The sequence below is a fragment of the Demequina sp. NBRC 110057 genome, from assembly GCF_002090175.1.
GTDB lineage: Bacteria > Actinomycetota > Actinomycetes > Actinomycetales > Demequinaceae > Demequina.
On record NZ_BBRN01000003.1, the window covers coordinates 298,069 to 321,102 of the forward strand.

At 71.4% G+C, this 23,034-nt stretch carries 18 protein-coding genes; 5 read left to right on the forward strand and 13 right to left on the reverse strand.

Annotation, left to right across the window (positions count from 1 at the left end):
- Positions 1-178: 178 nt before the first annotated feature.
- Both B7K26_RS01380 and B7K26_RS01385 read right to left on the reverse strand, forming a co-directional pair.
- Positions 179-709 carry a GNAT family N-acetyltransferase gene (locus B7K26_RS01380; protein WP_159449568.1) on the reverse strand — a complete coding sequence of 177 codons (531 nt, stop codon included), beginning with the start codon at positions 707-709 and terminating at the stop codon, positions 179-181.
- Positions 688-1,083, reverse strand: coding sequence for a ribonuclease E inhibitor RraB (locus B7K26_RS01385; RefSeq protein ID WP_084076898.1), 396 nt, complete (start codon positions 1,081-1,083; stop codon positions 688-690). Before B7K26_RS01385 ends, B7K26_RS01380 begins: the two co-directional genes overlap by 22 nt.
- A gap of 83 nt (positions 1,084-1,166) precedes the next feature.
- Between B7K26_RS01385 and B7K26_RS01390 the strand changes: the two genes are divergently transcribed.
- Positions 1,167-1,544 carry a PH domain-containing protein gene (locus B7K26_RS01390; protein ID WP_084076899.1) on the forward strand — a complete coding sequence of 126 codons (378 nt, stop codon included), beginning with the start codon at positions 1,167-1,169 and terminating at the stop codon, positions 1,542-1,544.
- Here B7K26_RS01390 and B7K26_RS01395 read toward each other — a convergent pair.
- The 3 genes from B7K26_RS01395 to B7K26_RS01405 are packed head-to-tail and all read right to left on the reverse strand — an operon-like array spanning position 1,529 to position 5,596.
- Entirely contained in the window at positions 1,529-2,950 is a 1,422-nt protein-coding gene (locus tag B7K26_RS01395; RefSeq protein WP_234998650.1) for an alanine racemase, read from the reverse strand. The two genes, B7K26_RS01390 and B7K26_RS01395, sit on opposite strands and share 16 nt — an antisense overlap.
- Entirely contained in the window at positions 2,943-4,559 is a 1,617-nt protein-coding gene (locus B7K26_RS01400) for an FAD/NAD(P)-binding protein (RefSeq protein WP_159449569.1), read from the reverse strand. The genes B7K26_RS01395 and B7K26_RS01400 overlap by 8 nt, the downstream gene beginning before the upstream one ends.
- Entirely contained in the window at positions 4,556-5,596 is a 1,041-nt protein-coding gene (locus tag B7K26_RS01405) for a pyridoxal-phosphate dependent enzyme (RefSeq protein ID WP_200810915.1), read from the reverse strand. The genes B7K26_RS01400 and B7K26_RS01405 overlap by 4 nt, the downstream gene beginning before the upstream one ends.
- A gap of 176 nt (positions 5,597-5,772) precedes the next feature.
- On the opposite strand from B7K26_RS01405, the gene B7K26_RS01410 reads away from it, so the two are divergent.
- Both B7K26_RS01410 and B7K26_RS01415 read left to right on the forward strand, forming a co-directional pair.
- Positions 5,773-7,029, forward strand: coding sequence for an arginine deiminase (locus tag B7K26_RS01410; protein WP_200810917.1), 1,257 nt, complete (start codon positions 5,773-5,775; stop codon positions 7,027-7,029).
- Positions 7,030-7,069: 40 nt separating this feature from the next.
- On the forward strand, positions 7,070-7,456 hold the full coding sequence (locus tag B7K26_RS01415) for a VOC family protein (protein WP_084076901.1): 387 nt from the start codon (positions 7,070-7,072) through the stop codon (positions 7,454-7,456).
- A gap of 18 nt (positions 7,457-7,474) precedes the next feature.
- Here the strand turns inward: B7K26_RS01415 and B7K26_RS01420 are convergent, their stop codons facing one another.
- The 5 genes from B7K26_RS01420 to B7K26_RS01440 are packed head-to-tail and all read right to left on the reverse strand — an operon-like array spanning position 7,475 to position 11,782.
- On the reverse strand, positions 7,475-7,966 hold the full coding sequence (locus B7K26_RS01420) for an Rrf2 family transcriptional regulator (RefSeq protein WP_307188073.1): 492 nt from the start codon (positions 7,964-7,966) through the stop codon (positions 7,475-7,477).
- Position 7,967: 1 nt separating this feature from the next.
- Positions 7,968-8,975, reverse strand: coding sequence for a sulfate/molybdate ABC transporter ATP-binding protein (locus B7K26_RS01425; RefSeq protein ID WP_084076902.1), 1,008 nt, complete (start codon positions 8,973-8,975; stop codon positions 7,968-7,970).
- Positions 8,972-9,862, reverse strand: a complete 891-nt coding sequence (locus tag B7K26_RS01430) for a sulfate ABC transporter permease (protein WP_084076903.1) — start codon at positions 9,860-9,862, stop codon at positions 8,972-8,974. The genes B7K26_RS01425 and B7K26_RS01430 overlap by 4 nt, the downstream gene beginning before the upstream one ends.
- Positions 9,855-10,718 (reverse strand): sulfate ABC transporter permease subunit CysT, encoded by an 864-nt coding sequence (cysT, locus tag B7K26_RS01435; protein WP_084076904.1) that lies wholly within the window; start codon positions 10,716-10,718, stop codon positions 9,855-9,857. The genes B7K26_RS01430 and cysT overlap by 8 nt, the downstream gene beginning before the upstream one ends.
- Positions 10,715-11,782, reverse strand: a complete 1,068-nt coding sequence (locus B7K26_RS01440; RefSeq protein ID WP_084076905.1) for a sulfate ABC transporter substrate-binding protein — start codon at positions 11,780-11,782, stop codon at positions 10,715-10,717. Before B7K26_RS01440 ends, cysT begins: the two co-directional genes overlap by 4 nt.
- Before the next feature lie 181 nt (positions 11,783-11,963).
- Here B7K26_RS01440 and B7K26_RS01445 point away from each other — a divergent pair, with 181 nt between their 5' ends.
- Both B7K26_RS01445 and B7K26_RS13185 read left to right on the forward strand, forming a co-directional pair.
- Positions 11,964-13,700 carry an alpha/beta-hydrolase family protein gene (locus B7K26_RS01445; protein ID WP_159449570.1) on the forward strand — a complete coding sequence of 579 codons (1,737 nt, stop codon included), beginning with the start codon at positions 11,964-11,966 and terminating at the stop codon, positions 13,698-13,700.
- 548 nt (positions 13,701-14,248) lie between these two features.
- Positions 14,249-19,879 carry an HtaA domain-containing protein gene (locus tag B7K26_RS13185; protein WP_084076907.1) on the forward strand — a complete coding sequence of 1,877 codons (5,631 nt, stop codon included), beginning with the start codon at positions 14,249-14,251 and terminating at the stop codon, positions 19,877-19,879.
- A 160-nt stretch (positions 19,880-20,039) separates the two neighbouring features.
- Here the strand turns inward: B7K26_RS13185 and B7K26_RS01455 are convergent, their stop codons facing one another.
- The 3 genes from B7K26_RS01455 to B7K26_RS01465 are packed head-to-tail and all read right to left on the reverse strand — an operon-like array spanning position 20,040 to position 23,034.
- Positions 20,040-20,819: a heme ABC transporter ATP-binding protein gene (locus tag B7K26_RS01455; protein WP_084076908.1), complete on the reverse strand. Its 780-nt coding sequence runs from the start codon at positions 20,817-20,819 to the stop codon at positions 20,040-20,042.
- Positions 20,816-21,895, reverse strand: a complete 1,080-nt coding sequence (locus B7K26_RS01460; RefSeq protein ID WP_084076909.1) for an iron ABC transporter permease — start codon at positions 21,893-21,895, stop codon at positions 20,816-20,818. Before B7K26_RS01460 ends, B7K26_RS01455 begins: the two co-directional genes overlap by 4 nt.
- Complete coding sequence (locus B7K26_RS01465; RefSeq protein WP_084076910.1) at positions 21,895-23,034, reverse strand: hemin ABC transporter substrate-binding protein; 1,140 nt, start codon at positions 23,032-23,034, stop codon at positions 21,895-21,897. Before B7K26_RS01465 ends, B7K26_RS01460 begins: the two co-directional genes overlap by 1 nt.

Consider the following 23,034-nt stretch of genomic DNA (forward strand, 5'->3'; position numbering starts at 1 on the left):
CGGCTGCGGCCTCCACGTCGACGAGGCCCTCGCGGGCGTCGCCACCGAGAACCGCTGCACCTGCGAGCGCTGACGCACCGGGACGCCCTCAGCGCCCACTGGGTGACGCCGGCTGCCCGGTGCTCGCCAATGGACACTCAGGGCGCCTTTTCGCACCGCCACGCACCCTGGTGGGCGCTCAGTGCGCGGGCCGCACCCAGTAATTCAGTAGCATCGCGACGCCCCTGAACTCCGTCTCCTGCGACGCGACCATCTCGAACCCAGCAGCCGCGCACACCCCGTTGGACGCCTTGTTCTCCACCGGCGGGCACGCCATGAGGTCACGCCCGTCGCCGTGTGCGATGGCATCGGCCACCGCGAGCCTGGCCGCCTGCGACGCGACTCCTCGCCCCTGGAACTCGGGAAGAGTCACCCAGCCCAGCTCGTACACGTCGCGGCCGTCAAAGCGCGACTCCCACCAGCCCACCGAGCCCATCGCCTCGCCGCGGGACCCGCGCACGGAGAACATCCGCGGGGTGCCGGCGTCCCAGCCGCGCAGGTAGCGCTCGTGGCGCCGGTGGAGTTGCCAGTCGTCCTCGGGCCCGGCCAGCAGCGCCATCATCTCGGGCGAGTTGGCAGCCTCGAGGATAGGCGTGTCGGCATCGGTCCAGCGACGCAGGCGGACCGATGCGGGGTCAAGGCGCGCGCTCAGAGCGGCTCGACTCCCCACGCGGCCTTTTCCTCGGCCGTGTACATCGCGGTCCAGGCCTCGAACTCACCGCCGTGCTCGTCGGCCACCTCGTGGCCCAGGTCGATCGCGGTCCTCAGCAGGTCTGGCACGAGCGCGCCACGGGACGTCACGACGATGGTCCACTCGGGGACGTCGTGGCTGGGGGCGCTGAGCTCGTGCCACGCGCGCCGCGCCTTGAGCGTCTCGACCGCGGCCTCCGCCGACGCCTGGCGTGTGAAGGTCAGGGACACCTCCAGCTCGCGGGGCGCAGCGACATCGGCCCCACGCGCGAGGAACGTCTCGAGCTGCTCCTGATCGTCGGCGAACAGCTGGTACGGCTCGACCCTCTTGGGGCGGCGTGAGAACAGGCCCATGGGGCTCACGCTAGTCGCTCGCCGGGGTCGCCTAGGACCAAGGCTCCACGAGTACGAGTCGGAGCACTTTTACCCTGGCAACCATGATCGACTTCTCCAACGGCACCTTCGTCAAACTACGCCAGATCACCCCCGAGGCGGCCGACGCTGGCTACTCGGCCATCCTTCTAGACGATGAGCAGATCTACTTGGCGTTCAAGGGCATGCGCGACGGCGTGGTGTTTACCTCCAAGCGGATCATCAGCCGCAACGTGCAGGGCCTGACGGGCTCCAAGCAGGACTTCACCTCGATGCCGTACTCGAAGATCCAGACCTGGTCGGTCGAGACTGCTGGCACATTCGACCGCGACGCGGAGTTGGAGCTCTACTTCTCGTCGATCGGCAAGGTGAAATTCGAATTCGCAGGTGACGTCAACATTGCGTACATTTCCAAGCTGATCGCGCACTACGCGCTGCGGTAATCCTCCGCCCCGACCGCGCCGTCGATCCCGTCACGCACCCAGTCGCCTCCCTCGCGCACCACGGTGGCCGCGAGCGGCAGCTGGTGGGAGGCGCTTTCGAGGATGTGCATCAGGTAACCGCCCGTGTTGACGAACGCGGCGATGTCACCGCGTGCCACGCCGTCGGGGAAACGCAGGCGCCTGCGCAGGATGAGCTCGTCCTCGACGCAGTACGCGCCTACCAGGAACCCGTCGAAGGCGGGGCTCGCCTCCCCCGCCCCGGACGGCCGCACCCAGCGCGGGTCGACCATGAAGTCGGCCGACGTCGACCTCACCTGCGTGCGGTTCATGTGCAGCCCCACGAGGGGAATCCCGTCGCTCGTCGCCTTGCGGAACGCCACGCTCGCGAGCGTCAAACCGCAACCGTCGAGCACCGACCTGCCCGGCTCGCACCGCAGCTCCAGCCCGCGCGCCGCGATCTCCTCCGCGAGGGTCCTGCGCTCCAGGCCGTGGGCGCGCAGCACGTCGAGCATCCACGGCCCGCGGACCTTGCGCTGCCAGTACGGATATACCGAGGGCGAGGGCCTGGACGCGGACGGATCCGTCAGGCCCAGCCGGTCGCCGCGCCATGTCAGCGTCCCGTGCGCGTCCTGCGCGAGCCTCTCCCAGAACGCCCGCCACTGGGCACGATCCTCGAGGTAGCTCATGGGGATGCCGCCGCCGATGTCGATGAAGCCGACGTCGTGACCCGCCTCACGCAGGGCATCGGCCCACGGCAGCGCCTCGCGCAGCACCGCCGCGCGTTCCTCGGCGCTGTAGGCGTTGAGATGGAAGTGGATCCCCTCGATCGACACGTCCGTGAGGCGGGCCGATGCCAGGGCAGAGTCCCACTGCCTGCTCGCCATCCCGAAGCGGGTCGGGGGGATCGCCGGATCGCTCGAGGCAAGGCGCAGCGCCACGCGCGCCCGGGCGCCCACGGACGCGGCAACGGCCACCACGTCGGCAAGTTCATCCGCGTTGTCGAGACTCACGGTCGCCCCGGCGCGGACGGCGGCCTCGAGGAGCGCCCTGGACTTCACCGCGGCAGTGACGATGACCCGCTCCCCCGGCATCCCCGCGTCGAGGCTTTGGGTGAGCTCGGCGAGCGAGGCGACATCGACGCCGAGCCCCGCCTCGCGCGCGGCGTGCACCAACCCCAGCGCCTTATTTGCCTTGCGCGCCACGAACACGCCGAGCCGCACGCCCTCCGAGGCGGCCGCGTCGACAAGCTCGGCGGCGTTCCTCGCGAGCGGCCCGAAGTCGAGCACGTTCACCGGCGACCCGTACTCGGCGACCAGCGCGGCGCAGGCATCGGCGTCCGCGAGAAGGTCCTCCATCCACGGTTCCGTGCGACCGGTGAGAGGCGAGACTCCGTGCACCTCAGCCATGGGCGAGCACCTCCTCGCACGCCGGCTCGCCGGCGTCCCCATCCTCTCCCCACGCGCATGCGAGCGCCCGCGCCCACCGACGAGAATCGTCGTGGAGCCCGCGCTGCAGGGAGTCGTGGCCGATGACCGGATCCTCAGTAGGACGCCCGAGCGCCGCAAGGCCGTGCGCCACGCTCCCGTCGCGCCGCAGGCACGCGCCGTCGACGCGGGTGAGCACGCCGCGCTCGCCCGCCCGGACGGTCACCTCGCCAGCGTCGATGAGCCCCTGCCACGGCGCACGGTCGGCCGATGCGCCGGTCGCCTCGGCGGCTGCCTCGCCCTCCCACGGGTGGGGCGCCTCAAGCACGCCGGGGCCACGAGTGAAGGCGTCGATGGCCGGCTCGCCGGCCACGGCATCGGGCGCCGCCACGACGCGCAGCAGACCGGCGTCGCGCAACGCCACGAGGCGCCGATGGGTGACGAGCGGAGGCCCGAAGGCCCACCGCTCCAGCATCGCGGCGCGCCGGCGCCAGCGAGGCCAGGTGTCGGCGTCGCGAGGACCGCGCTCGAGCGAGCGCACCACGTCCGCGTACCCTGCCGACCAGGCACGGCCCCACCACCAGGCGGGATCGGCGTCGACGTCGCCCTCGGCGCGGCCGATGTCGCGCGTCCACCGCGCGGACGGGTCACCGTCGAGCGTCGGCGAGTCGAGCCGTTCCCACAACTCCTCGTGGGTCACGCGCACCCCAGCCTCGAGCGCCGCGGCCACGGCGGCATCGGCCAGGACCTGCCACCACGCGTCATGAGGGACGGCGTCGGGAAGCCAGCGCGCGGTGCGCGCGCGCACGGCGGCGATGACGGACGAGGGCGCGGAGACGGGCTTGGGAAGCATCGGCTCGCCAGTGCGACTCACGAGCGTGATGAGCGACGGCTCGCGGCCGCTCGGCGCGTAGGTGCCGTCCTCGCCCCAGGTGCCGCCGCGCGCGGCCGTGAGGTCCATGACGACGTCGAAAGCGGTGAGCGCGGCGCCGTGCACCGTCACGGGCTCGCCGGGCGCCGGCCCGCTCGAGGCATCGGCGATCGCGGCGTGGTCGAGGCCTGCGCCGCCCGCGTGACCCGTGGCGAGCAGCACCCGCGTGGCGCGCAGAGTGACCGGCGCCTCGCCCCGCACCGCGCACACCCACGCCTCACCGTCACGAGTCACGTCGGCGACGGAGCCGACCACGTGACGCACCTCGAGCCACGGCGAGTCCGACAGGCGCTCGAAAGCCCACGACAGGTAGCGCCCGGCACGGGCGCGCGCCGGGAAGGTCTCTACCTCGCCGTCGTGCTCCTGCCATTGCGTGAAGGTCCACGGCACCGACGGGCTCGAGGCATCCACGATGTGCGAGGACACGTTCATGAGCAGGTGCTCACCCTGGGCCCGGTCCCACACCGCACCCGCGCCCGGCGCGGCGGGATCCACGACCATCACGCGCATCGGCCTCGCCGGCCCGCCCCTGTCGTGGCCACGGTCCGCGAGCGCCTCCTCGAGGTCCGCGAGCGCGTAGAGCGCACGCGGCCCGGCGCCCACGATGATGAGGTCGGCGTCGTCCCGCCTCGTGGCGGGAGCGACCCTCGCGGCGTTCACGCCCGACCGCCGGCGAACGGGTTGGCGTCGTCGAGGGAACTCAGCGCCTCGGCGCCGCCGTCCAACTCGCGCTCCACCCACGCGTCGTCGTACACCGTCGGCAGGTAGGCACCGCCGCCGTCGTGCACCAGCATGGCGACGGTCTCCCCCGGTCGCATCGACGCGAGGTCGGCGCCGATGGCGGCGACGATCGCCCCCGTCGACGCCCCCGTGAGCATGCCCTCACGGCGCGCCAGGAGCCGGCAACCGCGGACCATGTCCGCCTCGGCCACGCGCACCACAGCATCGGGGCGCGCCTCCTCGGACAGTTCGGTCTCGAATCCGGCGCCGAGACCCGGCAGCTTGCGCTCCCCCACCTCGCCGCCGAAGAGCGCGGAGCCGGCGGAGTCCACGCCCACCAGCCGCGTGCGCCAGCCGTGCTTCTTGATCGCGCGCTGGCATCCGAGCAGGGTGCCTGTCGTACTCATCGCCACGTAGAGGCGGTCGGGAGCCGCGCCCAGGGACGCGACAAGCTCGGGCATCGTGGTGCTCGCGTGGGCGTCGGGGTTGGCGCCGTTGCCGTACTGGTGGGTCGTGACGGCGCCCGGGAGGGACGCGAGCAGCTCGGCGACACGTTCCACGCGGGCGCGCAGCCGGTTGCCGTCCGCGGGGGTGGGCACGCGGTCCACGCGCGCCCCGAACGCGGCCATCGTCTGCACGGCGGCCGCGTTGGCGCGCTCGTCCACGACGGCGACGAAGGTGTACCCGCGCAGCGCGCACTGCCGGGCCAGTGCCATGCCGAGGTTTCCCGAGGTCGACTCCACGACGGCGCCGCCGGGCAGCAACACCCCCGTGCGCTCAAGGTCGTCGAGAAGGAACTTTGCGGTGCGCTCCTTGGTGCTGCCGGATACCTGCAGCTGGTCGAGCTTGGCGTACAGTCCCACGTCGCTGTCGGGGAACAGCCGCGTCAGCCGGGTCATCGGCGTCGGCAGATAACCCTCGTGCACGCTCAGGCCCGGCATGGTGTGGATCCGAGCGTCGTGGTTCGTCGTCGTCACTGCGCACCTCCCTTGGTCGCCGCCGGCGAGCCCGCGCCCGCCGCCGTCTGGGGCGCGGTGGCGCCCTCGACGTCGAGACAAACCGCGCCGCGCACCTTCTCATTCCGGCGATTTCGCAGCGGCCGATGCGGCGGCTGGCTTGATAGCGTCGAGCCACCCGGGACAAGGAGGCATCGGTGAGCGAGACCCTGGTCGACACGGAACCGCGCCGCTTCGGCGTGCACTCGGAGGTGGGGCGCCTGCGCACGGTGCTGGTGTGCTCCCCCGGCCTCGCGCACAACCGGCTCACGCCCTCCAACGCGGAGGCGCTGCTGTTCGACGACGTCATGTGGGTCGAGAACGCGCGCCGCGACCACGCCCAGTTCGTGTCCCTCATGGCGGGCCGCGACATCGAGGTGGTCGAACTCACCGAGACGCTGGCGGAGACGCTGGAGATCCCCGAGGCACGCGCGTGGCTCCTGGACCGCAAGATCACCCCGGACGAGGTGGGGCTCGGGCTCGTCGACGACGTCCGCGCCTACCTCGACTCGCTGCCCAGCGAGTCGCTCGCGCGCGACGTGCTGGGCGGCCTCGCCGTCGCCGACCTCCCGCGCGACTTCGCGCCTCCCACGGTGGACCTCATCCGCGAGGAGTCGGGCATGCGCGACTACCTGATGCCGCCGCTTCCCAACACGCTGTACACACGCGACACCACCAGCTGGATCTACGGCGGCGTCACCCTCAACCCCCTGTACTGGCCCGCGCGCCACGCCGAGACGCTCGTCATGAAGTGCGTCTACACGTTCCATCCCCGCTTCGCCGGCGAGGTCACCACCTGGTGGGGCGACCCCGAGCTTGACCACGGCCTAGCGACCCTCGAGGGCGGCGACGTGATGCCGCTGGGCAACGGCGTGGTGCTCGTGGGAATGTCCGAGCGCTCGAGCCGCCAGGCCATCTCGCAACTGGCGGCGGAACTGTTCGCGGCCGGCGCGGCGCAACGCGTCATCGTCGCGCGCCTTCCCAAGCTTCGCTCCGCGATGCACCTTGACACGGTGTTCACGCTGGCAGACCGCGATATCGCGACCATCTTCCCCGCGATCGTCGACGACATCGAGACCTTCTCCATCTACGAGGCGCCTCAGCCACTGGGCCTCGACGTGCGCCGCGAGACGCGCCCGTTCACCGAGGTGGTCGCGCGAGCCATGGGTCTCGAGTCGCTGCGGCTCATCGAGACCGGCGGCGATCGCTACGCGGCCGAGCGCCAGCAGTGGGACGACGCGAACAACGTGCTCGCGCTCGAGCCGGGCGTGGTGGTCGCCTACGACCGCAACACCACCACCAACGCCGCCCTGCGCGCCGCGGGCATCGAGGTGCTCGAGATCGTGGGAGCCGAGCTGGGGCGCGGGCGCGGCGGAGCCCACTGCATGACGCAACCCCTGCGGCGCGACGCCTGAACGCCCGCCCGGCCCCGGCATCGGCCGCTAGCCTTCCCCCATGATCCGCCTGCAGAACGTGACCTACCTGGTAAGCGACCAGGACGAGGCGCTGCGCTTCTTCGTCGACGCCCTCGGCTTCGAGGTGCGCCAGGACCAGACGTTCGACGGCGGCTGGCGCCGCGTCGTCGTGGGCCCCGCGGAGGGCGACACTGGTCTGGTGCTGGTGCTGGCGCGGGCGGCGGCCGATGCCCCGGTCGGCTCCCAGGCGGGCGCGGACGTCGCGTTCTTCCTGGAGACCGACGACTTCGCCGCTGCGCACGCGCGCATGACCGCGCACGGCGTGCACTTTCGCGAGGAACCCCGGCACGAGCCCTACGGCACCGTCGCGATCTTCGAGGACCTCTACGGCGCGCCGTGGGACCTCATCGAGCCGCCACGCGCCTGAGCCTCACGCCCCCCGGCGTCAGCGCGTACGCGGCGCCTGCGGCCCCGTGCGCGGGTCCCACGCGTCGGTGATCGCGAGCATGCGCAACACGTCCTCGTGGAACTCCCCCGAGACCAACTGGTCCAGCGTCACCTCGTCGAACACGAGCCTCACCGAGGCGCGCGCCGCGACCCACACCTCCTGGAGGTGCTGAAACGCGTCGGGGTACGTGACCTCGTCGGGCCGCAGCCCGTGGACGTCGGCGAGCGGTCCGTCGATGGCGCGTAGCACCTCGCCCAGCGTGATCTCCGCCGGCGGCCGGCGCAGCGCGTACCCGCCGTCCGCTCCCCTGGTAGACGAGACGATCGCGGCGCGCTTCAGGTCCGCGAGCACCGCCTCGAGGAACTTGCGGGGTAGGTCGTGCGCGTCCGCGAGCGCCTGCGCCGAGGCGCGGTCGGGGTAGCGCGCGGCCAGGGCCGTGACGGCCCTGGCCGCGTAGTCACCCTTCGCCGACACATGCATGGTGGTCATGCTAGTGCGAGCCGGACGTCGCCTCCTCGAGCACGGCCGATGCCGCGGTCGCCGGGGCGCGCACAGCATCGGCCGGAAGGCGTAGCCACACGGGGTCGCCCACGTCCACGCCCAGCTCGAGGTAGCGCGAGCGCGGGAGCGTGACAGTGGCGGGGTCGCGCGCCTCGCTGGTCTGCACCGTGAGGCGCACCTCGAAGCCCACACGTTGCACCACGCGCACCGTGCCGGGGATGGCCCCCGCGACGGGGAGCGCCACCACCCCGATGTCGTGGGGCCTCACCACCAGCCCCGCGAGGGTCGTGGTGGGGCCGAGGAACCTCATGACGAAGTCGTTCGCGGGCCGGTCGTACAGGTCGTCGGGTGTGCCGACCTGCTCCACGCGGCCCTCGTTGATGACGACGATCTGGTCGGCCACTTCGAGCGCCTCCTCCTGGTCGTGGGTGACGAACACTGTGGTGACGTGGACCTCGTCGTGAAGGCGCCGCAGCCACTGGCGCAGCTCCTTGCGCACCTGGGCGTCGAGCGCCCCGAACGGCTCGTCGAGGAGCAGCACGGTGGGCTCCACCGCGAGCGCGCGGGCTAGTGCCATGCGCTGGCGTTGGCCACCGCTCAGCTGCGACGGCAGCCGGTGTCCGAACTGCTCGAGGTGCACCAGGCGGAGCAACTCGTCGACGCGCGCGCGGACCTCCTCCTTGGGACGGTGCCGGATCTCGAGCCCGAAGGCCACGTTCTTCGCGACGCTCATGTGTGCGAAGGCCGCGTAGTGCTGGAACACGAATCCCACCCCGCGCTTTTGCGCCGGCAGGTCGGTGGCGTCCCGGCCCTCAATGCGGATGCGTCCAGCATCGGCCGTCTCGAGGCCCGCGATGATGCGCAGCAGCGTGGACTTGCCGCCGCCCGAGGGGCCCAGCAGCGCCGTGAGCTGCCCGGTGGGTAGGGACAGGTTGACGTCGTCGAGCGCGACGAAGCTGCCGAAGCGCTTGCCCACTGCCTGGATGTCGATGCTCATGAGGTGCCCTTCCTTTCGGCGCGGGAGCGCAGCACGCTCACCACGACGATCGCGATGATGGAGATGGAGGCGAGCAGCCCGGCGACCGCGAAGGCCTGCTCCTGGTCGAAGTCGAAGTACATTTGCTCGACCATCAGGGTGGCGGTCTGGGTCTGGCCGATGAGGTTGCCGGAGACCACCTTGACCGCGCCGAATTCGCCGATCGAGCGGGCGAGGCACAGCACCACGCCGTACGTGAGGCCCCACCGGATCGCGGGGATGGTGATGCGCCAGAACGTCTGCGGTCCGCTCGCGCCGAGCGACCGCGCCGCCTGCTCCTGCTCGGTTCCCACCTCGGTCAGGACCGGCACGATCTCGCGGATCACGAGGGGCATCGCGATGAACGTCGTGGCGAGGATGATGCCGGGCGTAGAGAACAGCACCTGGATGCCGGCCGCCGCGAGGGGGACGCCGAAGATCCCGCGGGTCGACTCGTAGACCAGCACGATCGACAGGCCCACCACCACCGGCGACACCGACAGCGGCAGGTCGAGGATCGCATTGAGCAGTCGCTTGCCGGGGAACTCGTAGCGCACCAGCACCAGGGATACCGTGACGCCGAAGACGACGTTCAGCACCACGGACGCGGCCGCGGCGATGGCGGTGAGCCGCAGCGATGCCAGCACGAGCGGGTCGGTGAAGGTCTCGATCACCGGTGCGAGGCCATCGGCGAAGGTGTTCCAGAACACCAGCGCCACAGGCCACGCTACAAGCAGGCCCACGTAGACGATCACGACGGCGCGCAGGATCAGGGGGCCGATGCGCCGTCCGGCCGGGCGGCCGAGCGTCGCCGCGTCGCGGGGCTCGCGCCGCCGCGGCGCCACGGGGGGCGAGGCGATGTCAACCACGGCGGGCCACCCGTCGCTGGATGAGGTCAAGCGCGACGAGCACGAGGAACGCGATCACCAGCAGCACCGTCGCGACGGCGGCGGCCTGGGCGAGCTGGCCGTTCTCGACGTAGGTGAGGATGCGCACGCTCGTGACCTCGGTGCGCAGCGCGAGGTTGCCCGACAGCAGCACGAGGGCTCCGTACTCGGAGACCGCCCTGGCGAAGGACATGGCGGCACCGGCGGCGATCGCCGGGGCGAGCGCCGGCAGGAGCACCCGCGTCCAGGTCTGGGTGCCCGACGCCCCGAGGCTGCGCGCGGCGCGCTCCACGTCGGGGTCCAGCTGCTCGAGCACGGGCTGGACGGCGCGCACCACGAACGGCAGGGTGACGAACGCGAACGCGAGGAACACCGCCGCCTTGGTGTTGGCGACGTCGACCCCCACGGGGCTGCGCGGGCCATACAGGCCCAGCAGCACGAGGCCCGCGACGATGGTGGGGAGCGCGAACGGCACGTCGATGATGACCTCGATGACGCGCTTGCCGGGGAACGAGTCGCGCACCAGCACCCACGCGATGGCGGTGCCGATGACGACGTTGAGCGCCGTGACGAGGGCCGCCTGGGACACCGTTAGGGTGATGGCGGCGACGGTCTGCGGGTTGGTCAGCACCGCCCAGAAGCCCGCCCAGCCGCCCGAGGCCGCGGCCGCGACCACCGCCCCGAGTGGGATGAGCACGAGGATCGACAGCCACAGGACGGAGACGCCGAGCGCGAGTCCCGCACCCCTGGTGAGGGTGGATCGCGGGCGGTGCGGCCGGGCGGCCGCCCGCCGCCCCGTGAGGGGCGACGGGGCGGCCGTGTCGGTGAGGGACGTCACGACGACTTCCCCGTATCGACCTGAATCTGCGTGATGATGCCGTCCTCGGTGTCGAAGAATTCGGGCCCCGCGACCTCCCAGCCGCCGAAGTCGTCGTCGATCGTGAGGAGCGTCCCCGGGGTGGGGAACGGGTCCGCGGGGTCGTTGGCCCCCTCGACCTCGGAGACCTCGACCCCGTCAACGACGGGACGGAAGCCCAGCTTCGCGAACTCTCCCTGCGCCTCGGGCGTGTAGAGGAACTCGAGCCAGTCGGCGGCCTTGGGATCGGCGTCCTTCAGCACGGCGCCGGGGTTGTCGATCCTCAGCGTCGTGTCGGGCACCACGTAGTCGAGCTCCTCGCCCTCCTGCTTGGCGAGGATCGCCTCGTTCTCGTAGGACAGCAGCACGTCACCAGTGCCCGAGAGGAAGGCGCTGGTCGCGTCGCGTCCGGAGCCGGGGAGGGCGACCACGTGCTCGAACAGCTCGGTGGTGTACTCCTTGGCGTCCTCCTCCGAGCCGCCTTCCGCGATGGCCTGCCCCCATCCCGCGAGGATGTTCCACCGCGCAGATCCGGAGGAGCCGGGGTTGGGGGTCACGATCTCGACGCCCTCGGCGATGAGGTCGTCCCAGTCCTCGATGCCCTTGGGGTTGCCCGGGCGTACCGCGAACACGACCACGGACTGCGAGACGATGCCTCCGTACTCTCCCTGGTTCCAGTCCTCGTCCACCAGGCCGGCGTCGACGAGCCTCGTCACATCCCCCTCGAGGGAGAAATGCACGTAGTCGGCCTCCAGCCCGGACTCGACGGCCCGGCTCTGGTCGCCCGAGGCGCCGTAGGACTCGGTCCACGTCACTCCCTCGCCCTCGGGGGTCTGCGACCACAGCTCCTGGATCGCATTGTTGGCGGCCTTGGGAACCGCGAAGCCCACGAGCGAGAGGTTGGTCTCCTCGGCAGCGGCGGCGTCGCCGCCACCGGCCGCGGCGCTGGCGGTCGGCGAGGACGCCGTCTCGGCGGGGGCGCACGCGGCCACCACCATCGCCACGATCACCGCTCCACCCGCCTTCAGCCACGTCGTCCTGGTCATGTCGTCTCCTTGCGTCGAGGGGCCGCGCCGATCGTCAGCCCTATTTCCTATCGGCTTGATAGAGATTAGGGATGGAGCGCGCCCGATGTCAAGGGCGGCGCGGCCAGAAGCCTGGGCCGACGCATCGGGTCCGTCAGATAACCTCGAGGCGAGGGGCGCGACACCGACCGGAGCGGGAATGATGACAACCGGAGTGCTGGACCGTGCGCGGGACCGGCTCTACGAGCCCAGGCCACCGCGACGCCGCGCGCCCGGCATCGTCGAACTCTCGTTCTCCGCCGTGGGCCTCGTGGTGGGGCTGTCGTTCTTCGCACTGTCCCTCACCCCCTCACTCCTGCCCCGCGAGGGCTGGGTGCAGGGCATCGAGTCGGGCGTGAGCTTCATGGTCGGCTACGGCATCGGCGCCGGGCTCTACGCTGTCGCCCGCTTCTTCACCGTCCCCCCGGCACGGGGCCGCGTGCGCGCGGCGCTGCTCGTCGTCTCACTCGGCGCGATTGCCGTCCAGGCCTCGTTCACCATCTGGGCCTATGTGGGCTGGCAGAACGCCACACGCCTGAGCTTCGGGATGAGCCCGCTGTCGCCCTTGGTGTGGCCCGTCATCGTGGCTGTCGCGGCGGCGACGGCGGCGCTCCTGCTCGTGATCGCGCGCCTGGTGCGCCGCCTCTTCCGATGGGGCGACGCCCTCGCCATCCGCTTCCTCCCGCGCCGGCTCGCGGTCGCCCTCGTCGGCGTCGTGCTCACCGCCCTCATCTGGTGGGTCGCATCGGGCGCGTTCGTCAACGCCTTCTTCACCTTCTCCAACTGGACATTCTCGGGGCGCGACCTTCAAACAAACCCCGGCGCCACCCAGCCCGAGCTCGCCGAGAAATCGGGCTCGCCGGCATCGGCCGTGGAATGGGACGACCTGGGCCGCCAGGGCCGCTCCTTCGTGTCCACGGGGCCCACCGCATCGGACCTCGACGAGGCGGGGCCGGGCGGGGCGCTCGAGCCCATCCGCGCGTACGTGGGCCTGCGCAGCGCCGACTCGCTCGAGGAGCGCGCCCAGCTGCTCCTCGACGAGCTGGTCCGCACCGACGCGTTCGACCGCGAGATCCTGGTGGTCGCCACCACGACCGGCACCGGCTACCTCGACCCCCACGGCGTGGACTCCCTCGAGTACCTGTGGAACGGCGACACCGCCATCGCGGGCGTCCAGTACTCCTACCTGCCCAGCTGGATCTCGCTGCTCGCGGATCAGGCCGAGGTGGAGGAGACGAGCAGGGTGGTGTTCCGGACCATCCACGACTACTGGTCCACGCTTCCCGACGGCTCGCGCCCGCAGCTGTACCTGTACGGGCTGTCGCTGGGCACCACGGGCGTCGAGGCAGTGCTGTCGAGCGTGGACATCCTCAACGAGCCCATCGACGGAGCCCTCATGACGGGCCCGCCCTTCCTCAACGAGATGCACTACGAGATCACGCGCGCCCGCGACGACGGATCGACGGCGGCGCTCCCCCTGCTCAACGCGGGCCGCACCGTGAGGTTCGCCGACGAGTCGGGAGTGGTCGCGGGCAACACCGCACCGTGGGGCTCCACCCGGCTCCTCTACCTCCAGCACGGCTCCGACCCGGTGGTGTGGTTCAACCAGCAGCTCGCCTTCGAGTCGCCGGCCTGGCTCATCGACGGCGAGCGTGCGCCGGACGTGTCAGCGACCATGGCCTGGTACCCGCTCGTCACCCTGTGGCAGGTGTTGCTCGACATGCCGGCGGCGGGATCGGTGCCCGAGGGATTCGGGCACCTCTACACCGTGACCGCCAACCTGCAGGCGTGGAACGCGGTCACCGGCTCGCCCCTGGATGATGGCGACGTGGCGTCGCTGGCCGACACGCTCGAGCGGCGGGCCGATGCCATCGAGGCGGAGCTCGAGTCCTCCTCCTAGAGGTGCGGCAACGCAGGTCACGTCACGAAACGGTCACAAGAGTCCGGCAAATCGGGTCACCGAGGTATGGTGAAGAGGTGCGCCACGTGCGCGCGGCCGATGCCATCGCGACCGCGCAGCCGGGTGCACCTTGCCGGGCCGCGACGCCGAGCTGAGGGAGCCGTCGCGGCCCGGCTTTTTGCTGCCCGCGGGCCCTGCGCGCGCATCGGAGCGCTTTTCGCAACGAAGGTATTGCGTTAAACGCCCCGGCGCCCCTAGGCTGTCCACGGGCCGCTCACCGCGGCCCGCCTCGCGCCCCGGGTCGTCGTCGCGTTCCGGTGTGGCGGGATTCCCTGGGAGTCACCTCGACACCCATCGCTCGGCGGGAAGCGGCCTACGGGACATGGGCCGCTTCCCGTTGGCATTTCACCTGCCATTCTTATTTTCGTAACAACGCAACATCGTAATTGCGTAAATCGCCGCTTCGCCGATAGTCTCCACCGTAGGTTCGCCAGCTGAGGCGCCCGCCGAGTCCTGTTCACTCGCGCCACCACCACGATGGAGTCCCCGTGACATTGCGAAGCACACCCGTGCGTCCCGCCGCCTGGATAGCGGCAGTCCTTCTGTTCTTGTTGTCAGGATCGCTGCTGGTCGCGCCGGCCGCGGTCGCAGCCGAGACCTCCTCCTCGTCCCTGTCCTGGGGCGTCAAGGACACCTGGCGGTCCTACGTCGAGCGCTTCGGCGGCACCACCACCGTCGCGGGCGGCGCGTCCGTCAACGCGGGCGTCGTCACCTTCCCCCTGACGTCGGCCGACGTCGACGAGGATGGCGCCGGCACGGTCCAGTACACGGGATCCGTCACCTACACCGTCCCGAGCCACAACATCGAGATCACGCTGACCGACCCCGCGGTGGCCATCACCGGCGCCGGCGGCGCGACGCTGTCGTTCGCGGCCGTCACCACCGACGGTGACCTTGGCCGCGTGGACATCGCGACCATCGCGGCGTGGGCGACCACCGAGGCCGACGGCATCGTGTCGGCCGAGGGGCTCGCCACGACCGGCACCGACGGCGCGCAGCAGGTCTTCACCAACTACGCCAACACCGCGATGGACACCCTGTCGCTGTCCTACCCCGCTCCCGTCGTCGTCGAGCCGACCCCCGAGCCCTCGGTGACGTCTACCGAGGAGCCCACCGAGGAGCCGTCGGTCGAGCCGTCCGTCGAGCCCTCGGCGACGCCGACTGAGGAGCCGTCCGTGGACCCCTCGACCGACCCGACCGAGCCTGTCGAGCCCGAGATCACCGTCTCCCCGACCACCGGCCTCGAGGCCGGCGACACCGTCACCATCTCCGGCACGCTTCCCGCCCAGATCGACGGCACCAACACGTCCTTCTACGCTATGTGGTGCGCCGAGGGTGACGTCGAGCCCGGCACCGCCGAGGGCCGCCTCACGGGCGATGCCTGCGCGGGCAGGACCACGCAGGCCTGGGTCATGCACACCTCCTCGTTTGGCCAGCCCGCCACGGGCACCGTGACCGACGGCGTGTGGACCTTCGAGACCACGCTGACCGTCCCCGGCGAGTTCGGCACCCACGTGTGCGGCGACCTCGCCGACAGCACCGACCAGTGCGGCATCTTCATCCGCCTGGACCACACGCACGGCAGCAACTACTCGCTTGACCAGTTCATCCCCGTGACGTTCGCCGCTCCCCCGGTGGAGCCGGTCGTCACCGTGACCCCGAACACGGACGTGGCCGCGGGCGACACCGTGACCGTCGACGCGACGCTGCCGGCCTTCGTCAACGGCACCGCCACCTCGGTCTACGTCATGTGGTGCGCCGAGGGTGACGCCGAGGTCGGCACCGCCGAGGGCCGCCTCACCGGCGACGACTGCGGCGGCTCGCAGCAGTTCCTGTCCTCCGTCTCGCAGTACGGCGGCTCCGTCCCCGCCACCGGCACCGTGTCCGGCAACGCCTGGACGTTCTCGACGGACGTGGTGGTGCCCGACGGCTTCGGCGACCACGCCTGCAACGACCGCGCGGACGCGACGGACCAGTGCGGTGTGTTCATCCGCCTGGCCCACACCTTCCCGGGCGACTACTCGCTCGACCAGTTCATCCCCGTCACCTTCGCCGCCCCCGACTACGGCATCGTCGTCTCGCCGTCGTCCGATCTGGCCGATGGCGACACCGTCACCGTGAGCGGCGTGCTTCCCGCCACCGTGGACGGCAAGGCCACCTCCATCTACGCGATGTGGTGCGCCGAGGGCGAGGGCCGCCTCACCGGCGCCGACTGCGCCGGCGGCGACTACCAGGCCGCGCTCAGCTCGGTCCCGCTGTACGGCGGCATGGTCCCCGCGACGGGCACCGTCGAGAACGGCGTCTGGACGTTTGAGGCGCAGATGAGCGTCACCGACGCGTTCGGCGCGCACCTCTGCGACGACCGCGCCGATGCCACGGACCAGTGCGGTGTGTTCGTCCGCCTTGACCACACCCACACCGGAGAGTCGTCGACCAGCCTCGACCAGTTCATCCCGGTGTCCTTCGCGGCGCCCGAGCTGGGCGTGACCGTCACCCCTGACACCGACGTGGCGGCCGGTGACACTGTCACCGTCAACGCCAGCCTTCCGGCGACCATCGATGGCACCGCGACGTCGGTGTACGTCATGTGGTGCGCCGAGGGTGACGCCGAGGTCGGCACCGCCGAGGGTCGCCTCACCGGCGACGACTGCGGCGGCTCGCAGCAGTTCCTGTCCTCCGTCTCGCAGTACGGGGGCATGGTTCCCGCGACCGGCACCGTCGAGGACGGCGTGTGGACCTTCTCCAGCGACGTCGTGGTGCCCGACACCTTCGGTGAGCACGTGTGCGCCGACTCGGCGGACGCGACGGACCAGTGCGGAGTGTTCATCCGCCTTGCCCACACCTTCCCTGGCAACTACTCGCTCGACCAGTTCATCCCCGTGACCTTCACCGCGCCGGCGACGCCGGTGGGCCTGGAGTGGGGCTTCAAGCAGTCGTGGCGCACGTACCTGTCGGGTTGGAACGGCACCTCCGCCTTCGGCATCGAGGCCACCGGTGGCGCGACCGACGACGGCACCGTGACGGTCTTCCCGTACGCCACCACCACGACAAACGCGACCGCGACGACCGCCACCTACGACGGCGCCGTGCGGTACTTCAAGGACGCCCACGGCATCGACATCACCCTGTCGAACCCTGTCGTGACCGTCACCGACGCCTCGACGGCGGTCATCTCGGCGACCTACGGCGGCGAGTCCGTCGACCTGGCCGAGCTCGACCTCACCGCCGCGGAGGTCACCACCGAGGACGGCTACACCACGTACACGGGAGCTCCCGCGACAGCGCTGGCCGGCACCCCCGCGGTGTTCTCCGCCAGCTACGCCGTCGGCACCGCGCTCGACCCCGCCACGTTCACCTACGAGGGTGAGCCGGTGGAGCCGCAGGCGGCCTCGCTGGTGTGGGGCGTGAAGTCGTCCTTCCGCAGCTACATCACGTCGCCGTTCCCGTCCGGGGTCCCGGTCGGCACGGTGACCGCCACCGAGGGAGCCACGGACGACGGCGCCGCCACGACCTTCCCCGTCGCCAGCGTCGACCTCGACGACAACGGCGTGGGAACGGTGACCTACAGCGGCGCGGTGACGTTCGCCAAGCCCGCTCACGGGATCGAGATCACCATCTCGGACCCCGTCGTCACCGTCCACGAGGACGGCAGCGGCGAGATCTCTGCCACCTCCGTGTCGCAGGGCGAGGAGCTCGGCGAGGTAGTGATTGCGGACCTCGACGTCCTGGGCGGCACGGCGACGACGGTGGACGGCTTCTCGACCATCGCCGACATCCCCGCCACCGGCACCGCCGGCACCCAGGCGGTGTTCACCAACTACAACGGCGTCGCGCTCGACGACGCGACGGTGTCCTACGAGGGCGCCGTGGTGAGCGTGGACCCGGTCGACCCGACGGATCCCACGGACCCCACCGATCCCACCGACCCCACCGACCCGGTGACCCCCGTCGACCCCAAGAGCGGGGACCTCGTGTGGGGAATCAAGTCCTCGTGGCTGAACTACATCGGCGCGAGCGGCATCTCGGTGTCGGGCGGCGCGGTCAACAACGGCTCCGCGTTCACCTTCAAGGCGAACGGCGGTGACGCCAACATGGCCACCGGTAGCGGCACGGCGAAGTTCAAGGGCTCCGTCCGCTTCGAGTACTCCGCCCACGGCATCGACATGACGATGGCGAACCCGCAGATCCGCCTGACCTCGAAGACGAAGGCGGTCCTGTCCCTGGTGGTCGACGGCAAGCGCGTCGACTTCGCCTCGCTGAACCTGGGCGCCTCCCCGCGCACGGCCAACGCGAGCTCGGTGACGCTCACCTCCGTCCCCGCCACGCTCACCACGGCGGGCGCGGCGGCCTTCGGCGGGTTCTACGAGACGGGCCAGTCGCTGGACAACCTCAAGGTCACCCTCGGGTCCTCGAAGCCCTCCTCGGGCGGCGGCGACGGTTCGGGCACCACCGGCGGCAACGCCGGCGGCTCGAATGGTGGCACGGGCTCCACCGGTGGAAGCACCGGCGGAAGCGGCTCGAACGGGGGCAACGGCGGAGTCGTCGTCACCGACGAGCCCGAGACCAGCACCGCAGTGGTGGGTCGCCTCACCTGGGGCATCAGCAGTGCCTTCAACACCTACGTGACGGGCCCCATCTCGAAGGGCCAGATCTCGGTGACCGGCGCCAGCTCCAACGGCAGCACCTTCACCTTCGTGCAGTCGGCCGGTAACCCCGACGTGGCGGCTGGCTCCGGCACCGCCACCTACGCGGGATCGGTTCGCTACACGGGCCACGGCGGCGCGCTGGACTACACGTTCGCCAACCCGCAGGTCCGCCTCACCTCGCCGAGCACCGCCGTGCTCAGCGTGTCCGTCAACGGCTCGCGGATGGACTTCGCGACGCTGAACCTCGCGTTCGGCACGCGCACGTCCCTCGACAACGCGGTCCGCTTCACCGGCGTGCCGGCGACCCTCACCTCCGCGGGCAGCGGCGTGCTGACGGGCCCCGGCGGACAGAGCCTCGGCATCGACCCCGTGACCGTCACCTTCGGTGTCGGGTCGTCGAGCGCATCGGCCGGCGGCACTCGCGTGGTGCAGACCGCGTCCGAGGTCGAGACGACCGAGGACGAGATCCCTGCCACCGCGCCCGCGACCACCGGCATCGAGCTGGACGACGAGACGCTGGCGGCGCTGCTCGCCGGCGAGGTCGTCACGGTCTCCGTGCCGGGCTTCGAGCCGAACGAGGAGGGCATCAAGGTGGTCGTCTACTCGACGCCCACGCTGCTCGCCGAGATCTCGGCCGATGCCGACGGCGTCGCCACGTGGACCGGCGCGCTTCCCGCGTCGCTCACGGGCGAGCACACGCTGACCTTCCAGGGCTCGCAGGATGTGGGCATCGTGCTCGACATCCCGGCGACCGTCGAGGGCGTGTGTGTGGCCGATGCCACCCTCACCTGGGGCTTCAAGGAGTCCTTCCGCTCGTACATCGAGTCGACCATCGCCAACGGCGAGTGGACGCTCGATGGCGCGACCGAGGAGGGTGGCCTCTTCACCTGGGCGGACGGCGAGGCCGCGATTGATGGCTCGGACACCACCGGCACCGTGAGCTTCACGGGAGCGGTGGAGTTCACCGGCCACGACGGAGCGCTCGACACGACCATCGCCAACCCGGTGCTCGAGCTGTCCGCGGACGGCGCCTACCTGCTGCTGGACGTGTCCGGCGAGACGCAGGATGGCTCCTCGGTCGACTCGACCGGCATCCGCTTCGCCGAGCTCGACCTCGAGGCCGCTGAGATCAGCTCGGAGGGTGACGTCGTCACGCTCGCGGCGATCCCTGCCACCCTCACGGCCGACGGCGCCGCGGCGTTCGGCACCTACCCCGAGGGCGAGGCGCTCGACCCGGTGACGGTGGCGCTGACCTCGGAGGACGGCTGCATCGCGGTCCTCGCGGGTGAAACGACCACGGCCGCGGAGGAGCCCACCGAGGAGCCCTCGGCGGCCCCCACGGAGGAAGCAGTCACCACGGAAGCCGAGGCTCCCGTGGAGGAGTCCTCGTCCACCACGTGGGTGTGGATCGTCCTGGGCCTGCTGATGGTCGCTGCGGGTGGCGCCACGGTAGTGGCCATCCGCCGCAGGTAAAGGGCAGACCGACGCCGAGGGGCGGTCGACCTACGGGTCGGCCGCCCCTCGGCGTCTCTGGCTGTTTTTCCCCGCCGTCGCACTCCGACTCTCCTGGTGGCCCGTTTTGCGGCACGACGACGCGCTTCGAGCCGCAAATGCGGCCATTTGCGCCAGGGGGTTAGCGCTGCGGGACCACGAGGGGCGTGCCGTCGGGGCCGTCGAGCACGTGCACCGGAACGCCGTACACGTCCTCGACGAGCGCGGCGGTGAGCACCTCGGCGGGAGCCCCCACCGCCGCCACACTCCCCCGCCGCATGACGGCGATGCGGTCCGCGTAGGCGGCCGCGAGAGAGAGGTCGTGAAGCACCACGGCGACGGCCACGCCATCGCGGGCGAGGCCCCGCGCGACGCGCAGCACGTCCTCTTGGTGCTTCAGGTCGAGGGCGGCGGTGGGCTCGTCCAGGAGCACCGCGGCGGTGCGCTGCGCGAGCACGCGCGCGAGGGAGACCCTCGCGCGCTCTCCCCCGGACAGCGAGGTGAAGGTGCGGTCGGCGAGGTGGGCGACGTCGCACGTGGCGAGCGCCTGGTCGACGGCCTCGTCGTCGGCGTCCTGCTCGGCGCGGCCCTGCCAGGGCGCTCGCCCCATCTCGACCACCTCGCGCACCCTAAAGGGGAACGCGACCTGGTTGTCCTGGGTGAGGACCGCACGCCGGCGCGAGAGGTCGCCCGGCGACCAGTCGGCGATGTCGCGGCCATCGAAGGCCGCGACGCCGGCGGACGGCGCGCGGTCGCCCGCGAGTACGCCGAGCAGCGTGGACTTTCCCGCGCCATTGGGGCCCACCAGGGCCACCACCTCGCCGTGAGCGACGTCAAGCGACACGTCGGCCACCAGCGTCGCTGGGCCGATGCGCACGCTCACCCGGTCGGCGTGGAAGGCGGCCGTCGGCGGGGCGGTCATGCCCAGCCTCCCTGGCGCGAGCGCGCGCGGCGCAGCAGGTAGAAGAAGAACGGGCCGCCGATCAGCGATGTCAGGAGGCCGATGGGCAGCTCGGCGCCGGTGACCACCGTGCGCGCGAAGAGGTCGGCCCACACCATGAGCACGGCCCCACCCAGCAGCGACCCTGCCAGGAGCATGCGGTGGGCGGGGCCGAGCACCATGCGGACGGCGTGCGGAATCACCAGCCCCACGAAGGAGATGATGCCGGCGAACGCCACTGCTGCACCGGTGAGGACCGCGACGAGGATGATCGACACGACGCGCAGGCGCTCGACGCGCAGGCCCAGGTGCCCCGCGGTGCGCTCCCCCAGCGCCAGCAGGTCGTACCGGCGCGCGAAGGCGAACGCGACAGCCGTGGCCACGACGGTGAACGTCGCCACCACCGCGACCTCGTTCCAGCGCGACCCGTTGAGCGACCCCAGCTGCCAGAACACGATCTGCTCGCGGGCGGCGGAGTCCCCCACGAAGATCACGAGCGCGAGACCGGCGCCCGCAAAGGCGTTGACGGCGATGCCCGTGAGCAGCAGCGTCACGACCTCCGTCCGGCCCCCGGCGCGCGCCATGAAGTAGACCAGCAGCGTGGCGCCCACGCCGCCGATGAAGGCCATCGATGCCGTACCCAGCACTCCCGCGAGTACGCCGCCGGAGACGATGCCGAGCGCGGCGCCCAGGGCAGCACCGGAGGACACCCCCACCACGCCGGGCTCGGCGAGCGGGTTGCCGAAGATCGCCTGCATGACGGCGCCCGCGACGGCGAGGGCCGCCCCCACGAGAATGCTCATGGCGACGCGCGGGAAGCGGATCTGCCACAGCGCCTCGTACGTCACGTCGGAGGCGGGCGCCCAGGAGGTGTCGATGCCCAGGCCGCGCAGGAGCGCGCCGATCACCTCCGAGACAGACACCGTCAGCTGGCCCACGCCGGCGGAGGCGATGACTCCCGCGACGAGCAGCACCGCGAGCGCCACGAACAGCACGACGGCGCGCACCCGCGGCCGGGCCACCGAAGCCCTCACGGGCGCCGCCACTGCATCGGCCATCAGGACTCCGGGGCGTAGACGGCGCGCGCGAGCGCGTCGAGAATGTCTGCCGAGCGCGGCCCGAAGGCCAGCAGCTGGTTGTCGGCCATGTCGACGATGCGCCGATGCTGGCCAGCCGTCGTCAGCGCGATGGCGGGCTTGGCCTCAAGCAGGCCGTCGACGCCGCCCACCGACTCGATGCCGTGGCTCATCACCAGGATGACCTCGGGGTCGGCGGCGAGCATCGCCTCGTCGGTCAGCGGCTTCATGCCGTCCAGGCCGATCTCGGCCGCCACGTCCACGCCGCTCAGGCCATTCACCAGCTGGTCGGCGCCGGACTCCTCGCCGAACATGTAGTAGATGCCGGAGGCGCCGCGCAGGTAAAGCATCATGATGCGCAGCCCCTCGTCGGGAGCGATGTCCGCGATCTCGGCCTCGGTTGCGTCTACCTCGCTCGCGATGCGCTCCGCGAGGGTCTCGCCGGCATCGGCCACCCCGAGCGCCGCGGCGACCTGACGGGCGAGCTCGCCAGCGCCCTCGAACGAGGACTCGTTGTCGACGTAGACGACGGGCACGCCGGCATCGGCGATCTGCTGCACCGAGTCCGTGGGGCCGATTGACCCGTCGGTGATGACGAGCGTCGGCTCGAGCTCGAGCACCGCCTCGGGATTGATGGTGTGCGAGGACCCGGTGACGACGGGAATGTCCTCGGTGCCGGGGAACTCGGCGGCCACGTCGCGGCCCACGAGCGACTCGCCCTGGCCCAGCGCCCACAGCGTCGCGGCGATCGAGCCGGACATGTCGAACGCCACCACGCGGGAGGTGTCCGCCACCTCGACGTCGACGTCGCCGTCGCGGGCGTGGGAGGTCACCGTCGCGGGGAGCTCGGGAGTGGGTGCGGGGTCCATCACCTCGACCGTCGCGTCCGCGAGGGTCGCGGTCGACGGGCCCTCATAGGTGTGCGGATCCACGAGGTCGAGGTCGGCGAGCGCCACGCGGGTCGCCGCCGCCTGCCCTTCCTGCCCGGCAACGGCGGCGGCCGATGCCGTGGTCGCCGCCTGCGACGAGGACGAGGCCTCGGGCGTCAGCGGCACGCAGCCCGTGAGGGCGAGCGCCGCCGCGAGCGCCGCGGCGCCCGCCCAGGCACCACGGCGCGACAC

Excerpts from the sequence above, each read along its gene's own strand:
- B7K26_RS01445 (WP_159449570.1), top strand. The coding sequence starts at position 11,964 with ATGACAACCGGAGTGCTGGACCGTGCGCGGGACCGGCTCTACGAGCCC.
- B7K26_RS01390 (WP_084076899.1), top strand. The coding sequence starts at position 1,167 with ATGATCGACTTCTCCAACGGCACCTTCGTCAAACTACGCCAGATCACC.
- B7K26_RS01420 (WP_307188073.1), bottom strand. The coding sequence starts at position 7,966 with ATGACCACCATGCATGTGTCGGCGAAGGGTGACTACGCGGCCAGGGCC.
- B7K26_RS01415 (WP_084076901.1), top strand. The coding sequence starts at position 7,070 with ATGATCCGCCTGCAGAACGTGACCTACCTGGTAAGCGACCAGGACGAG.
- B7K26_RS01440 (WP_084076905.1), bottom strand. The coding sequence starts at position 11,782 with ATGACCAGGACGACGTGGCTGAAGGCGGGTGGAGCGGTGATCGTGGCG.
- B7K26_RS01425 (WP_084076902.1), bottom strand. The coding sequence starts at position 8,975 with ATGAGCATCGACATCCAGGCAGTGGGCAAGCGCTTCGGCAGCTTCGTC.
- B7K26_RS01385 (WP_084076898.1), bottom strand. The coding sequence starts at position 1,083 with ATGGGCCTGTTCTCACGCCGCCCCAAGAGGGTCGAGCCGTACCAGCTG.
- B7K26_RS01455 (WP_084076908.1), bottom strand. The coding sequence starts at position 20,819 with ATGACCGCCCCGCCGACGGCCGCCTTCCACGCCGACCGGGTGAGCGTG.
- B7K26_RS01395 (WP_234998650.1), bottom strand. The coding sequence starts at position 2,950 with ATGGCTGAGGTGCACGGAGTCTCGCCTCTCACCGGTCGCACGGAACCG.
- B7K26_RS01460 (WP_084076909.1), bottom strand. The coding sequence starts at position 21,895 with ATGGCCGATGCAGTGGCGGCGCCCGTGAGGGCTTCGGTGGCCCGGCCG.